Origin of the sequence: Streptomyces sp. NPDC086519 (assembly GCF_040686075.1) — a bacterium.
Taxonomy (GTDB): domain Bacteria; phylum Actinomycetota; class Actinomycetes; order Streptomycetales; family Streptomycetaceae; genus Streptomyces; species Streptomyces shenzhenensis.
This window is the reverse complement of the sequence record NZ_JBFBJL010000089.1, coordinates 17,658-31,600: the sequence shown is the minus strand read 5'-3', so window position 1 is coordinate 31,600 and position 13,943 is coordinate 17,658. Positions and strand designations below refer to the sequence as shown.

The 13,943-nt window shown below is 71.7% G+C and carries 12 protein-coding genes and 2 pseudogenes; 8 read left to right on the top strand and 6 right to left on the bottom strand.

All coding sequences use genetic code 11. From position 1 onward, the window contains the following. Positions 1–627, top strand: a pseudogene (locus AB0P24_RS43485) (hydrolase); the annotation flags it as partial. Positions 628–682: 55 nt separating this feature from the next. Here the strand turns inward: AB0P24_RS43485 and AB0P24_RS43480 are convergent. Then, entirely contained in the window at positions 683–3,400 is a 2,718-nt protein-coding gene (locus AB0P24_RS43480) for an exo-beta-D-glucosaminidase (RefSeq protein WP_365804218.1), read from the bottom strand. A gap of 112 nt (positions 3,401–3,512) precedes the next feature. Next, positions 3,513–4,700, bottom strand: a complete 1,188-nt coding sequence (locus AB0P24_RS43475; RefSeq protein ID WP_365804216.1) for an ROK family transcriptional regulator — start codon at positions 4,698–4,700, stop codon at positions 3,513–3,515. Between the two features lie 140 nt (positions 4,701–4,840). Between AB0P24_RS43475 and AB0P24_RS43470 the strand changes: the two genes are divergently transcribed. Beyond that, entirely contained in the window at positions 4,841–6,310 is a 1,470-nt protein-coding gene (locus AB0P24_RS43470; protein ID WP_365804214.1) for an APC family permease, read from the top strand. Positions 6,311–6,372: 62 nt separating this feature from the next. After that, positions 6,373–6,885, top strand: a complete 513-nt coding sequence (locus AB0P24_RS43465) for a GNAT family N-acetyltransferase (protein ID WP_365804212.1) — start codon at positions 6,373–6,375, stop codon at positions 6,883–6,885. Positions 6,886–7,144: 259 nt separating this feature from the next. Here the strand turns inward: AB0P24_RS43465 and AB0P24_RS43460 are convergent, their stop codons facing one another. Both AB0P24_RS43460 and AB0P24_RS43455 read right to left on the bottom strand, forming a co-directional pair. Beyond that, a complete protein-coding gene (locus AB0P24_RS43460) occupies positions 7,145–7,585 on the bottom strand; it encodes an SPW repeat protein (RefSeq protein ID WP_365804210.1) in 441 nt (146 codons plus the stop codon). A 247-nt stretch (positions 7,586–7,832) separates the two neighbouring features. Next, positions 7,833–7,949, bottom strand: a pseudogene (locus AB0P24_RS43455) (deoxyribodipyrimidine photo-lyase); the annotation flags it as partial. A gap of 304 nt (positions 7,950–8,253) precedes the next feature. Here AB0P24_RS43455 and AB0P24_RS43450 point away from each other — a divergent pair. Continuing rightward, entirely contained in the window at positions 8,254–8,457 is a 204-nt protein-coding gene (locus AB0P24_RS43450; protein WP_365804208.1) for a hypothetical protein, read from the top strand. A 176-nt stretch (positions 8,458–8,633) separates the two neighbouring features. On the opposite strand, the gene AB0P24_RS43445 is transcribed toward AB0P24_RS43450, so the two are convergent. Beyond that, the gene (locus AB0P24_RS43445) at positions 8,634–8,765 is read right to left on the bottom strand and encodes a hypothetical protein (RefSeq protein WP_365804206.1); all 132 of its coding nucleotides are present in this window, start codon (positions 8,763–8,765) and stop codon (positions 8,634–8,636) included. A gap of 223 nt (positions 8,766–8,988) precedes the next feature. On the opposite strand from AB0P24_RS43445, the gene AB0P24_RS43440 reads away from it, so the two are divergent. From AB0P24_RS43440 to AB0P24_RS43425, 4 genes are all read left to right on the top strand, one after another. Further along, positions 8,989–10,074, top strand: coding sequence for an S-(hydroxymethyl)mycothiol dehydrogenase (locus tag AB0P24_RS43440; protein WP_365804204.1), 1,086 nt, complete (start codon positions 8,989–8,991; stop codon positions 10,072–10,074). A 262-nt stretch (positions 10,075–10,336) separates the two neighbouring features. Then, the gene (locus AB0P24_RS43435) at positions 10,337–10,699 is read left to right on the top strand and encodes a bifunctional 3-phenylpropionate/cinnamic acid dioxygenase ferredoxin subunit (protein ID WP_365804202.1); all 363 of its coding nucleotides are present in this window, start codon (positions 10,337–10,339) and stop codon (positions 10,697–10,699) included. Next, positions 10,696–11,859 (top strand): FAD-dependent oxidoreductase, encoded by a 1,164-nt coding sequence (locus AB0P24_RS43430; protein WP_365804200.1) that lies wholly within the window; start codon positions 10,696–10,698, stop codon positions 11,857–11,859. Before AB0P24_RS43435 ends, AB0P24_RS43430 begins: the two co-directional genes overlap by 4 nt. 52 nt (positions 11,860–11,911) lie before the next feature. Next, complete coding sequence (locus tag AB0P24_RS43425; protein WP_365804198.1) at positions 11,912–13,045, top strand: aromatic ring-hydroxylating dioxygenase subunit alpha; 1,134 nt, start codon at positions 11,912–11,914, stop codon at positions 13,043–13,045. Between the two features lie 63 nt (positions 13,046–13,108). Here the strand turns inward: AB0P24_RS43425 and AB0P24_RS43420 are convergent, their stop codons facing one another. After that, entirely contained in the window at positions 13,109–13,906 is a 798-nt protein-coding gene (locus AB0P24_RS43420; protein WP_365804196.1) for an IclR family transcriptional regulator, read from the bottom strand. Between the last annotated feature and the right edge of the window lie 37 nt (positions 13,907–13,943).

The window sequence follows — 13,943 nt, the reverse complement described above, 5'->3', positions numbered from 1 at the left end:
ATCGACGACGGCACCGGCCAGTCCGGCAACACGCTGTACGACGGCTGGAACGACAGCGGCGCCACCAACGCCGCCCTCGCCCTCAACGCCACCGCGTGGCTGACCGGCGCCTCCAGCGGCAGCAGCGGCGGCGGTGGCGGCGGGTCCGGCACCTGCACCTCCGCCCAGCTCCTCGGCAACAACGGCTTCGAGTCGGGCAACACCACCTGGAGCGCCTCCAGCGGCGTCATCACCAACTCCAGCAGCGAGTCCGCCCGTACCGGCTCGTACTACGCCTGGCTGGACGGTTACGGGACGGCCACCACCGACACGCTCTCCCAGTCGGTGACCGTCCCGTCCGGCTGCACCACCGCCGCCCTGAGTTTCTACCTGCACATCGACACGGCGGAGACCTCGACCAGCACCGCGTACGACACCCTCAAGGTCCAGGTCCTCAACAGCTCCGGCACCGTGCTGGGCACCCTGGCGACCTACTCCAACCTCGACGCCGCCAGCGGCTACACCCAGCGCAGCTTCAGCCTGGCGAGCTACGCCGGACAGACCGTGACACTCAAGTTCACCGGCACCGAGGGTTCCACCCTGCAGACGTCGTTCGTCATCGACGACACCGCCCTCAACGTCAGTTGAGGGCCTGGGGCCCGGCCTGCGCGGCCGGGCCCCGCCCCGCTCGTCGCCACTCGCCTCAACGCGCCTCGAACGTCCGCTCCTCGGCGTTCCAGCCGGAGACCCGCACCCGGGGCGCGGAGCCGTGCAGATCGGCCGTCCGGAAGGTGGCGGTCAGGGTCGCCGACTCGCCCGGCCACAGGCTGACCTCGTTGTCCGACCAGCGCACGGGCAGCACCGGCCTGCCGTGCGCGTCGACCAGGTGGACGTCGGTCAGCAGGGCCGGGGTCTTTCCCGTGCCCGTGTTGCGGACCGTGACCGTGGTGGTCGACGTGCCGTCGGCGTCCGTCGTCGACGCCGTCGCCGTGACCGGGACCCGGGCCATCGAGGAGAGCCCGGTCAGGTCCGCGTGGCTGGTGGTCGGTGTGTGATACCAGTCGGTGTTCGCCCAGTCGAGGGTGTCGGGCCTGGTGGAGAGCCAGTAGACGTTGCGGCTCACCTCCTTGCCGCCGGCGTCGGTGAGGACCAGCCGCGCCAGATAGGTGGACGACAGCCCGGTCACCGACGCCGGCACCGTGAGCGGGGTGCTGTGCGCGCCGTCGCCCTTGACCGTGATCCCGGTGGCGGTCCGGTCGTACTTCCGGGTGCCGTCGGGGTTGAACAAGGTGACGCGGGCGGTGAGCCGGGAAGCCGGGGCGTGCCGCTCGTTCACCACGACGACCGAGCGGTCGTCGTACGAGTACTGGACGTGCAGGGGCTCGTTGGCCTTCTTCGCGCCGAAGTAGGCGCCGCCCTGGTCGAGGTAACGGTCCATCAGCTGCCAGTGCAGGGACGTCCAGCCGCTGTTGAACATCCAGTAGACGACCCCGGTCGACGGCTTCGAGGAGTCCGTGGCGTTGCGCCCGTACGCCTCGTACTGGGCGCGGACGTTCTCGTACTGGGCGAGCTGGGCCTTGCGGACGTAGTCGGTGAGGCTCTTCGGGGCGCCGTACCGGCCGGTGAGGGCCTCGTCGTAGATCTTCAGCGTGCCGAAGACGGGGGAGGGGGAACGGTGGTACTGGCGGATCGCCGGGTTCTGCCAGAGGGTGCCCAGCTCGGCGGGTGTCATCATCCGGCGCAGGGTGTCGAGGGTGGGGATGTCCGGGCCCGCGCTGGTCTCGGAGTTGAAGCCGGTGGCGCCGCCCTCACGCTTGGCGTACCAGTAGCCCGGCGGGACCCAGTCGTACGGGCCGGTCATCTTCATGCCCGAACTGCCCAGCTGCGGTGTGGAGTTGTCGGAGGCGGCGGAGACCACCGGGACCGACCAGTCGGCGGCCTTCAGCGCGTCCAGGTACAACTTCTCGATCTTCGCGTCGGGGGCGAAGTCGCTGCCGATCAGGAAGGAGACCACGCTCGGGTGGTCGCGCAGCCGGGCGGCCTCGGCGGCCATCGAGGCCTGGGCGACCGGGTAGTCGGCGGCCGTCCACTTCTCGCCCCGCTCGCCGTCGCCGTTGACCTGGCCCTCCCACTTGTCGCAGCACTCCCAGCCCGGGAGAGTGAGGATGCCGTAGCGGTCGGCGAGGTCGAAGAACTCGTCGGGTTCGATGTGACCTTCCAGCCGGATGGCGTTGAGGCCGAGGTCGAGGGCGTACTTGAGGCGGTCCTCGGTGTAGGTGCGGTCCCAGCGCAGGAACTCGTCGGGTGACCAGCCGCCGCCCTTGATCAGCAGCCGGCGGCCGTTGACCGCGTACTGGCGGGCGCCGTCGGAGTTCAGCGGTGCCCGGACGTCACGGACGCCGAAGCGCTCGTGCGCGGTGTCCGACACCGTGCCGGCGACGGAAGCGGTCAGGTCGAGGCCGTAGAGCGGCTGGCCGCCCATGCCCGCCGGCCACCACACCCTGGGGGAGGTGAGGTGCAGGCCGGGGGTGTCGGCGGGGGTGAAGGTGACGGTCCTGGTCTGGTGGGCGGCGAGCTGGACCGACCGGGTGACGGGCACTCCCGCCACCGTGCCGGAGACCCGGGCGGTGACCGGGGTGTCCGAGTCGTTGCGGGCCCGCGCCTTCACCGTCAGGTCGGCCGTCGCCAGCGACGGCACCGCGAGCTTCGTCACCACGTGCGCGTCGCGCAGCGCGACCGGGCCGCCGCGCCGGACCAGGACGTCCCGGACGATGCCCATGTTCTGGTCGGGCGGCGGCTGGAGCCAGTCGATCCAGCCCATGGTGAGGTTCTTGTCCGGGTCGTTGGGCCGGATCCGGAAGGCGACCGTGTTCGTGCCGGCCCTCACCAGCGAGGTGACGTCCAGCTCGTGACGGGTGTAGGCGCCGGTGACGTCGGCGGTGGTCGCGACCTTCCGGCCGTTCACGTACACGTCCGCCGCCGAGATCACACCGCTGAAGTCCAGGTAGGTGCGCTGTGCGGGGTCGGCCACCGAGAAGTCGCTGCGGTACCACCAGGGCACCTGGAAGGGCGCCTTGGGGATCTTCTTCTGGTTGGTGGAGACGAACGGGTCGGGATGGACGCCGTCGGCGAGCAGCGCGGCCAGGACCGTGGAGCGGGGCCCGGCCGGATACCAGCCCTGTGCCGGGTAGCCGGGGGAGGAGACCGCCGACGCGGAGTCGCGCACCTCGGCCGTCGACCGGATCGCGTAGCCCGACAGCGGAGTCGCCGACCCGGCGGCGGACGGCACACGGGTGATCCGGGCGGCCCCGTGGGCCGGGTCGCGGGCCCCGGCCCAGGCGCTGGTGTTGAGTGAACAGAGCAGTCCCAGGGCCACGGCGGCCGTGGCGAGGCGGTGTCCGGGGGCACGGCGAGGGAACACTGTGGTCTCCAGGCTCGTAAAGTTAGGAAACTTTACTAACTCGCCTCAAGCTAGGGTGCCGTGGAGGCCGTGTCAATCACCGTGGGGTCCGCGCGAGTTGGCGCCGCCGCGGTCAGGAAGCGTCCGACCTGCGCTCGAACACCAGGTCACGGGCGGTGCCCAGGGCCGTGGCCACCGCGCCGAGCAGCACCGCGTCCTCGCCGAGCCGGCTGGGTGCCAGCTTCGGGCGCAGTGGTGTGAGGGTGCGCAGATGCTCTCGCACGGGGCGCAGCAGCAGGTCGACGCTGTGGCCGACACCGCCGCCGAGCACCACCAGGTCGGGGTCGAGCACGGCCGCGGCCGCGGCCACCGTGTGGGCGATCCGCTCGCCCTCCAGGCGTACCGCCTCCACCGCGGCCGGATCGCCCTGGCGCGCCGCGTCGAACACGGACTTCGCGGTGAGCTGCCCGCTCATCCCCAGCCGCCGCGCCGTCTCGGCCACGGCCACCCCCGACACCGCGTCCTCCAGCCGCTCGGGCCCCCGCTGCCGCCCCGGCCAGGGCAGGAAACCGATCTCCCCGGCCAGCCCGTGCGCCCCGGTGAACAGGCGCCCCTCGCTGACCACGCCCATCCCGAGCCCGGTGCCGATCATGATGTACGCGAAGAGCCGGCTGCCCGCTCCGACGCCGTAGGTGTACTCGCCGAGGGCCGCCAGGTTGGCGTCGTTGTGCACCTCCAGCGGGACGCCCAGTTCCTCGCGCATCCGGTCCAGGAGGCCCGCGCGGCCCCATCCGGGCAGATGCATCGCGTACCGCACCCGCCGCTGCCGTTCGTCGTACACGCCCGGTGTGCCCACCACCCCGTGCACCACCTCGGCCGGATCCACCCCCGAGTCGGCGACCACCTGACGGGCGGTGGCGACCAGCAGGTCGGCCATCGCGCCCGAGCCCCGGGCACGGTTGCGCACGTCGGAGCGGGCGACCACGGTGCCGTCGAGATCGGCGACCGCCACCCGCAGCCAGCCCCGGCCCACGTCGATGCCGAGCGCGTGGCCGGCCGCCGGGTCGGGCGCGTACAGCACGGCGGTGCGGCCGCGCTCCGGCACATGGGTGCCGACCTCGTGCACCAGCCCGGCCGACCTGAGCGCGGCGAGCGCGCTGGACACCGTCGGCTTCGACAGACCCGTCTGACGGGCCAGTTGGGCGCGGGAGGCGGAACCGAGCAGACGCAGCCGGTCCAGCAGCAGCCGCTCGTTGGTGCTGCGCAGTCGCTGCCGGCTCCAGGGCTGTTCCTGCTCCTCTACGACGTCGCTGGCGGCCATCGCACCATTCTCACCGATTCCCGACGCATACTTGACGCATCTAGTAAGGCTCCTTAACTTTATCGGCCATCCCGCCGAGTCGGCCGCCGCCCGTCGTACACGCCTCGCCCGCCTCCCCCGCGTCTCGCTCAGGAGCCCCCATGTCTGCAGGTCCCGGTAGTCCCGTCGTCCCGGGCAGTGCGCCACCGGCCGGCGGTTTCGTCCGCCGTGTCGGGCTGTTCCAGGCCACCGCCATCAACATGAGCCAGATGTGCGGCATCGGTCCGTTCGTGACCATTCCGCTGATGGTCGCCGCGTTCGGCGGCCCGCAGGCGGTCATCGGCTTCGTCGCGGGCGCGGTGCTCGCCCTCTGCGACGGCCTCGTCTGGGCCGAGCTCGGTGCCGCCATGCCCGGCTCCGGCGGCAGTTACGTCTATCTGCGCCAGGCCTTCCAGTACCGCACCGGACGACTCATGCCGTTCCTGTTCGTGTGGACCGCCATGCTCTTCATCCCGCTGATCATGTCCACGGGCGTGGTCGGCTTCGTCCAGTACCTGGGCTACCTCGCTCCCGGCCTCGGCCAGACCTCCGGCGACCTGATCGGGCTCGGCGTCATCGCCCTGGTGGTGCTCCTGCTCTGGCGCGGCATCGAGCACATCGCCAGGATCACCGCCGTCATGTGGACGGTGATGATCGCCTCGGTGCTGCTGGTGATCGTCGCCGCGGCGAGCGACTTCAGCCCGCACCTGGCCTTCACCTACCCGGCCCACGCCTTCGACCTGACGAGCGACCACTTCTGGCTCGGCTTCGCCGCGGGCCTGACCATCGGCATCTACGACTACCTCGGCTACAACACGACCGCCTACATGGGCGCCGAGATCAAGGACCCCGGCCGCGTCCTGCCGCGCTCCATCCTCTTCTCGATCCTCGGCATCATGGCGATCTACCTGCTGCTCCAGATCGGCACGCTCGGCGTCATCGACTGGCACCGCATGACGCACCCGGACGACATCGCCTCGACCTCGGTCGCCTCCGCGGTCCTGGAGAAGACCTGGGGCAAGGGAGCCGCCGACACGGTCACCGTGCTGATCCTGATCACGGCCTTCGCCTCGGTCTTCACCGGCCTGCTCGGCGGCTCCCGGGTGCCCTACGACGCCGCCCGCGACCGCGTCTTCTTCCGCCCCTACGAGAAACTGCACCCGAAGCACCGGTTCCCGACGCTGGGTCTCGCGACCATGGGCGTGATCACCGCGATCGGCTTCCTGATCGGCCGCCACACCGACCTGGCGACCCTGATCCAGCTGCTCACCACCGTGATGGTGATCGTCCAGGCGCTGGCCCAGATCGTGGCGCTCACGGTGCTGCGCCGCCGGCAGCCGGCGCTGAAGCGGCCGTACCGCATGTGGCTCTACCCGCTGCCGAGCATCGTCGCCTTCGCCGGCTGGTGCGTGATCTACGGCTACGCCGACCGGAACTCCCCGGGCCGCCACCCCATCGAGTGGTCCCTGGCCTGGCTCGCCCTCGGCTGCGTGGCGTTCCTGGTCTGGGCGCGGCTGGAGAAGGTGTGGCCGTTCGGGGCGAAGGAGATCGAGGAGGAGTATCTGAGCCCGGAGGAGCCGGCCGTGGTGTAGCGTCACGCGTACACGTCAGCCTCATCCGGCGCGGGCAACTCCCGCCGGATGAGGCTTTTTTCATGACCGAACCCATCGAAGCGGACGTCGTCGTCCGCCCCGCCGTCCCCGGGGACCGCCCCGTCGTCGATCGTCTGTGGCTGATGTTCCGCCACGACCTGTCCGAGTTCCGCGGACTCCTGCCGGGGCCCGACGGCTCGTTCCGCAGCGAGCGCGTCGAGGACGCCTTCTCCTCACCCGACTGGGCGGCCTACCTCTTCGTGCGGGGCGAGCACCCGGTCGGCTTCGCGTTCGTCCGGGCGCTGGGCGCGCCGGTGCGGGTGCTCAACAGCTTCTTCGTGACCCGCGGCGCGCGGCGCGCGGGCATCGGGCTGACCGCCGTCCGCGAGGTCCTCACCCGTCATCCGGGCCGCTGGGAGATCGCCTTCCAGTACGAGAACCCGGGCGCCGTCGCCTTCTGGCGGCGGGTCGCGACCGAGGTCGCGGGCGACGCCTGGACGGAGGAGCCCCGGCCGGTGCCGGGCCTGCCGGAGCTGCCGCCGGACGTGTGGATCGCGTTCGACACCTCTCCCTGACCCCACGGGACGGGCGGCCGGCACGGGCGTGCGAGCAACCGCCTGCATGACGCCGGCCGAGCTGGGCGGGCGCATCGCGTTGACCCGGCAGCCGGTGACCCGGCGCCTGGCCGTCCTTGAGGCCGCCGATCTGATCGACACGGCCCGCTCCCGCGGGGGCCCCGGCCGGTCCCCGGCCGCTGAGCGGGTGCGCGGCGGGGCCGGTCCACCGTCACGGACCGGCCCCGCGTCCTCCCTTCCAGGGGATGCCCGATGTGCTCTAGGTCATCGGCGTCCGCTTGGCCGCCGAAGCGGCGCACACCAGCCCGAGGCAGAGGGCCAGCGCGCCGATGACGACGTTGTTGATGACGACGCCCGTGTCAGGGCTGGTGCCGACCACCCAGGGGGCGATGATCATCCAGATGCCCATGGCGCACATGGCCCAGCTCAGGCCGTACATGCGCTCGGGTGCCCTGGTGAAGCCCAGTGCCAGCAGACCTATCGCTATGCCCATGATCAGGTTGTGGGTCACGAGTGCGGGCTGGCTCGCCGTGTAGTGGAGGATCCACGGGGACGCCGCGCAGTACAGGCCGAGCAGGAACACCGGCCCGTCCACGAGCGCGACATCACGGCCGCCGAGCATGCGGGCGTAGCGCTCCCGCATCTCGGAGACATCGGGGTGGCTGGTTATGTCACTTCTGCCGTGCGAGACGTTGGCCATGACTCGTCTCCTTTGACTTACAGGCCTGACCGCGTCTGGTGTGTGCGGTATGCGCCGCTAGATGACATTGTGCTCTTATTTCCTCTTTATGTGTAGCTCTCGGCACTCCCCGGCCGTGCTCAGCCACACTCCCGGGCCCGCCGGAACCGGTCGAGTCCGTCCGCCGGGCCGGCGATCGGCTCCGGGAGCCGGTGCGCCCCGCACGCCCCGCCTCGGCGTCCTCGCGGGCCGCATCCCCCGAGTGTCAACGGCCGCTCCTCGTCCGGTGGTCGGCCGTCGAGGCGGCCGGCCGCGCGGCCGGCACCAGGCGGTGGACGTCCCGCCACGCCGGCTGCCGCACGAACGCCTCGGCGCCCGGTCCGCCGCGCGGTCCCGCTCGCACAGCGGTGGCGCGACCTCGCCGGAGCCGCCCAGGGGCCGCCCGCGGCGGCGGACGGCCGTACAGGCGCAGGCGCGGGTCGGCGGTGAACAGGACGACCGAGAGGTTCGCGGGGCGGTTCCCGAAGCGCTGCGGCGGCAGGCTGCGCAGGCCCTGCCCGCCCATTTCCGCGTGCCCGTACGGCGGAGCGGCCGCCCGCGTCGTCCGGCGATTCCGGCATGTCCGCGTCGATCCCGGGCAGCCGCACCATGACAAGGCGAAAACCGCATGCGGGAGGTGCAGGACCGCTATGGGCGCGAAGGTGCTGGAGCGATTTCCCGCCGGGGCTCCCCGGGGCTCGTGGCCGGCCGAGGAGTACGCGGCGAGGTGCCGCGCCGAAGGCGGGCGGGCGACCGTGGTCATGGATCTGAGCACGGACGCCTTCCTGGTCGTCGTACCCGGCACGGACGACGACCAGCCGCCCTCCACGGGGCACGCGTCAGCCGGGATGTGACCGCTCGGCCCGGACGGTTCTGCCCCGCGTGCCGTACCGAGGCCCTCGGCTCTGCGCGAGCCGGGTGATGAGCAAGAGCGGGCCGGGTGATGAGAACGGGCACCGCGTCCGCCTCTCGTCCGCCGGACGCCCCGGGCCGCGTCGCGGCCTGGGTCGGGCGCCGGGAATCTGCTCGGTCACCCGGCGCGCAGGTTCTGGGCCGGCGTGCCGACGAACTGCTCCACGACCCTGCCGAGACTGATCTGGGACCTCGTCTTCGCCCCGGGCTCCGGGAGTTCGTCGCGGCCGTCGAAGCCGATGCCGCGCATCCTCACCTCGGGCACATCCGTGCCGGACTCGACATGACCTGCGCACGCGGTGGCCCCTCGCGCACCCGACGGCCCGGGCGGTCGCGGGCCGGGGCGTGGCCTGATGCGGGCCTGCCGACGGATCCTTGACCCCTGCTGCGGCCTCCGCGATGCTGTGTTGCGAAACGCGAGATGCGTGCCGTATGGGGCAACATCTCGTCACCTCTGCAGCCGAGGAGTGGCCATGTCTCAGCAGGTCCGTGCCGTCGTCGCGCGGAGCAAGGGCGCCCCTGTCAGCCTGGAGACCATCGTCGTGCCCGACCCCGGCCCGGGGGAGGCCCTGGTCAGGGTCGAGGCCTGCGGGGTCTGCCACACCGATCTGCACTACCGCGAGGGCGGGATCAGCGACGACTTCCCGTTCCTGCTGGGGCACGAGGCGGCGGGGGTCGTCGAGGCGGTCGGCGACGGGGTCACCGACGTGGCGCCCGGTGACTTCGTGATCCTCAACTGGCGTGCCGTGTGCGGCCAGTGCCGGGCCTGTCTGCGCGGGCGGCCCTGGTACTGCTTCAACACGCACAACGCCAGGCAGAAGATGACCCTGGCCGACGGCACCGAACTCTCGCCCGCCCTCGGGATCGGCGCCTTCGCCGAGAAGACGCTGGTGGCGGCCGGGCAGTGCACCAAGGTAGACCCCGCCGTCTCCCCGGCGGTCGCCGGCCTGCTCGGCTGCGGGGTGATGGCGGGCATCGGCGCCGCCCTCAACACCGGCAACGTCGGCCGCGGCGACAGCGTCGCCGTGATCGGCTGCGGAGGCGTCGGCGCGGCCGCCGTCCTCGGCTCGAACCTGGCCGGCGCGGCGCGCGTCATCGCCGTCGACATCGACGACCGCAAGCTGGAAACGGCCCGCGGTCTCGGCGCCACCCACACGGTCAACTCCAAGGAGACCGACGCCGTCGAGGCGGTGCGCGAACTGACCGGCGGCTTCGGCGCCGACGTCGTCATCGAGGCGGTCGGCCGCCCCGAGACCTACCGGCAGGCCTTCTACGCCCGCGACCTCGCGGGCACCGTGGTGCTGGTCGGCGTGCCCACCCCCGAGATGAAGCTGGAGCTGCCGCTGCTGGACGTCTTCGGCCGCGGCGGCGCCCTCAAGTCGTCCTGGTACGGGGACTGCCTGCCCTCCCGCGACTTCCCCATGCTCATCGATCTCCATCTCCAGGGCCGCCTGGACCTGGACGCGTTCGTCACCGAGACCATCGCCCTGGACGAGGTCGAGAAGGCCTTCGAGCGCATGCACCACGGTGACGTCCTGCGCTCGGTGGTGCTCCTGTGACGGGCGACCGCGGTTTCTGACCGCCCCGCCGACCAAGCGGCCCTGCCCCGGTGACGGCACCGGGGCAGGGTTGTACGCGCGGCTCTCGCGGGGTGTGTTTGCCCTGCTCACACTTGGTTTCGAGGGTGCTTCGGCGTGCCCGGGGAACCGCCGTCGCGGCCCGGGCAAACCGGCGCGTGAACTCCTTGACAACGCTTCGCGGCGGCCCGCAGACTGACGTTGCGCTCACCGCAATCCGTTTCGCTATACGCACCGAGGTGTCATGATGATTCCCGCGTGCCGTCTCGCGGATCTACCGCGAGGCGAGGCCCACCGGCTCGACATCGAACCGCCCGTCTCGGTGTTCCACACCGATGACGGCGAGCTCTTCGCCATCGACGACACCTGCACCCACCAGGACGCCTCGCTCGCCGACGGCTGGCTGGAGGGCTGCGAGGTGGAATGCCCCCTGCACGCCTCCAAGTTCGACCTCAGGACCGGCGCCGTGGACGCGCCCCCGGCCAAGCTCCCGGTCCGCACCCACGAGGTCGTCGTGGCGGACGGCACGGTCTACGTCCGGCTGTCCGCCGACGCGCCCAACCTGCCGCCGTGCGTCTCCGCCCGCCTCGCCGGCGGCGCGGCGTGAGGACGGTCGCCGTGGTGGGCGCCTCACTGGCCGGACTGTCGGCCGCGCGCTCGCTGCGCAAGCGGGGGTACGACGGCCGGCTGGTCGTCGTCGGCGACGAGTCCCACCGCCCGTACGACAGACCGCCGTTGTCCAAGGAGTTCCTGACCGGCACCCTCGGTGAGGCGGACCTGGCGCTGGAGCGCGACGACGAGGACCTGCACGCACAGTGGCTGCTCGGGACCCGGGCCACCGGGCTCGACCGCACCGCGCGCTCGGTCCGGCTGGCCGACGGCCGGGAGGTCCGCGCCGACGGCGTGGTCATCGCGACCGGCGCCGCGGCCCGTACCCTGCCCGGCACCGAGGGCCTCGCCGGGGTCCATGTGCTGCGCACCCTCAACGACGCCCGCGCCCTGAAGGACGACCTCGCCCGGGGCGGCCGCCTGGTGGTGATCGGCGCCGGGTTCGTCGGCGCCGAGGTCGCCGCCACGGCGTACGCACTCGGCCTCGACGTCACCGTGATCGAGGCGGCCCCGACCCCGCTGGCCGGACCGCTCGGCGAGGCCATGGGCGCCGTCGTCTCCGCCCTCCACGCCGACCACGGGGTACGGCTGCTGTGCGGGGTGGGGGTCAAGGGGCTGAGCGGTGAGCGCCGGGTGACGGCCGTACTGCTGGAGGACGGCCGCAGCGTGCCCGCCGACACCGTCGTCGTCGGGGTCGGGGCCCGCCCGTGCGTCGACTGGCTGGAGGACTCCGGCATCGCGCTCGACAACGGCGTGAAGTGCGGCGCCGACGGGCGCACCAGCGTGGCCGGGGTCGTCGCCGTCGGCGACTGCGCCAACTGGTACGACCCGCACACCGGCACCCACCGCAGGGTCGAGCACTGGACCGGCGCGCTGGAACGGCCGGACACCGCCGTCGCCACGCTGCTCGCCCACGGTGCTCGGGAACCGAGTACACCCCGGCCGCCCTACTTCTGGTCCGACCAGTACGGTGTGAAGATCCAGTTCGTCGGCCACGCCGCCGGGGCCGACAGTGTGACGGTCGAGGAGGGCTCGACCGACGACCGCAGCTTCCTCGCCGTGTACCGGCGGGCGGGGCGGCAGGTCGCCGTGCTCGGGATGAACCAGCCGCGGCTGTTCACCCGCGCCCGCAAGCAGTTCGGCACCGCCGCGTCCTGACCCGGCGCCCGCGCCACCCCACCGATCCACGACGTCCTCCGAGGAGTGCACCGTGACCTCGACCAGCCTGCCGGACAGCCTGATCGCCACCCTCCCCGGCTCCGCCTACAGCGACCCCGGGATCTTCGCCCAGGAGCAGGAGCGCATCTTCGAGACGATGTGGTTCTGCGTGGCCCGCGCCGCGGACCTGCCGAAACCCGGTGCCTTCCGCACCGTCGACGTGGGCCGCGAGAGCATCCTCGTCACCCGGGCCCGGGACCAGTCGGTCCGCGCCTACTTCAACGTCTGCCGGCACCGCGGGGCCAAGCTCTGCACCGAGGAGGCGGGCGAGGTCAGGCGGGCGTTCCAGTGCCCGTACCACGCCTGGACCTACGACCTGGACGGCAAACTGGTCGCGGCCCCCAACCTCACCAAGATGCCCGACGTCGGCCGCACCGAGTACGGCCTGGTGGGCGTGGCCGTCCGGGAGTGGCTCGGCTATGTCTGGGTGTGCCTCGCGGAGCACCCGCCGTCCTTCGAGGAGGAGGTGATCGGGGCAGCCGTCGAGCGGCTCGGCGACGTCGAGTCGATCGAGCACTACGGCATCGAGGAGCTCTCGGTGGGCAGACGGATCGTCTATGACGTCAGGGCGAACTGGAAGCTCATCATCGAGAACTTCATGGAGTGCTACCACTGCGCCACCATCCACCCCGAACTCACCGAGGTGCTGCCCGAGTTCGCCGACGGCTACGCGGCGCAGTACTACGTCGGCCACGGCGCCGAGTTCGGCGCGGACGTCCAGGGCTTCACCGTCGACGGCTCCGAGGGCCTCGACCGCATCCCCGGGGTCTCGGCGGACCAGGACCGGCGGTACTACGCGATCACCGTCAAGCCGCAGGTGTTCATCAACCTGGTGCCGGACCATGTGATATTCCACCGGATGTACCCGGTGGCCGTCGACCGCACGATCGTCGAGTGCGACTGGCTCTACCTGCCGCACGTCGTCGAGAGCGGCAAGGACGTCAGCCGGTCCGTGGAGCTCTTCGACCGCGTCAACCGCCAGGACTTCGAGGCCTGCGAGCGCACGCAGCCCGGTATGAGCTCACGGCTGTACGCCAAGGGCGGGGTGCTGGTGCCCAGCGAGCATCACATCGGCGCCTTCCACGACTGGGTCCACGGGCGGCTCGGCACCCGGCAGCCGCAGTGACGCCCGTGGCCCGCGCTGGAAGGGGGCGGACGCGGGCCGTACGGCGGTCGTTCAGCGGGCGGCTCAGCCCAGGTACCCCATGCGGTGGCTGATCTCCTCCGCGCCCTTGACCAGCACCGGGGCCAGCTCGTGCATGCGCTCCTCGGTGAACCGGTAGGACGGCCCGGACGCGCTGATCGACGCGATGACCACCCCCTCCCGGTCCCGGATCGGCGCGGCCATGGCGTGCAGCCCGATCTCCAGCTCCTCCAGCGTCCAGGCGTAACCGCGCTCCCGGGCCTCGGCGAGGTTCTTCTCCAGCCTCGCCTTCGAGGAGATGGTGTGCGGGGTCAGCTTCTTCAGACCCCCGTCCGAGATCAGGGCGGCGCGCTCCGCGGCGGGCCGGTGGGCGAGCATGATCTTGCCGCTGGAGGTGGCGTGCAGCGGGGTCAGCTGGCCGACCCAGTTGTGAGCGGTGACGGCGGCCGTGCCGCGCACCTGGTAGAGGTTGATCGCGTAGTGCTCCTGCATCACCGCGATGTTGACCGTCTCGCCGATCTCCTCGGCCAGTCGCTCGCACACCTGCCGGCCCTGCTGGGTGACGTCGATGCGACCCGTCACGGCCCCGGCCAGGCGTACGATGCCGAAGCCGAGCGAGTACTTGCCCCGCTCGCCCGACTGCTCCACGAGACCGCGCGCCTCCAGGGCGCCGAGCAGGCGGAACGCGGTCGACTTGTGAACATCGATCTCGGCGGCCACCTCGCTGACCCCCGCCTCGCCGCGCTGGGCCAGGATCTCCAGGACGCTGATGGCGCGGTCGACGGACTGCACGCCGCCAGAAGATGAGCCGTTCGTTTCGGTATCCGGACTGAAGTTGCTCATAGCGAAACTATACGCGCAGTAAACAACGCGTTCCAAG

Excerpts from the sequence above, each read along its gene's own strand:
- AB0P24_RS43475 (WP_365804216.1), bottom strand. The coding sequence starts at position 4,700 with ATGGCCGCCAGCGACGTCGTAGAGGAGCAGGAACAGCCCTGGAGCCGG.
- AB0P24_RS43470 (WP_365804214.1), top strand. The coding sequence starts at position 4,841 with ATGTCTGCAGGTCCCGGTAGTCCCGTCGTCCCGGGCAGTGCGCCACCG.
- AB0P24_RS43465 (WP_365804212.1), top strand. The coding sequence starts at position 6,373 with ATGACCGAACCCATCGAAGCGGACGTCGTCGTCCGCCCCGCCGTCCCC.
- AB0P24_RS43460 (WP_365804210.1), bottom strand. The coding sequence starts at position 7,585 with ATGGCCAACGTCTCGCACGGCAGAAGTGACATAACCAGCCACCCCGAT.
- AB0P24_RS43450 (WP_365804208.1), top strand. The coding sequence starts at position 8,254 with ATGGGCGCGAAGGTGCTGGAGCGATTTCCCGCCGGGGCTCCCCGGGGC.
- AB0P24_RS43445 (WP_365804206.1), bottom strand. The coding sequence starts at position 8,765 with ATGCGCGGCATCGGCTTCGACGGCCGCGACGAACTCCCGGAGCCCGGG.
- AB0P24_RS43440 (WP_365804204.1), top strand. The coding sequence starts at position 8,989 with ATGTCTCAGCAGGTCCGTGCCGTCGTCGCGCGGAGCAAGGGCGCCCCT.
- AB0P24_RS43435 (WP_365804202.1), top strand. The coding sequence starts at position 10,337 with ATGATGATTCCCGCGTGCCGTCTCGCGGATCTACCGCGAGGCGAGGCC.
- AB0P24_RS43420 (WP_365804196.1), bottom strand. The coding sequence starts at position 13,906 with ATGAGCAACTTCAGTCCGGATACCGAAACGAACGGCTCATCTTCTGGC.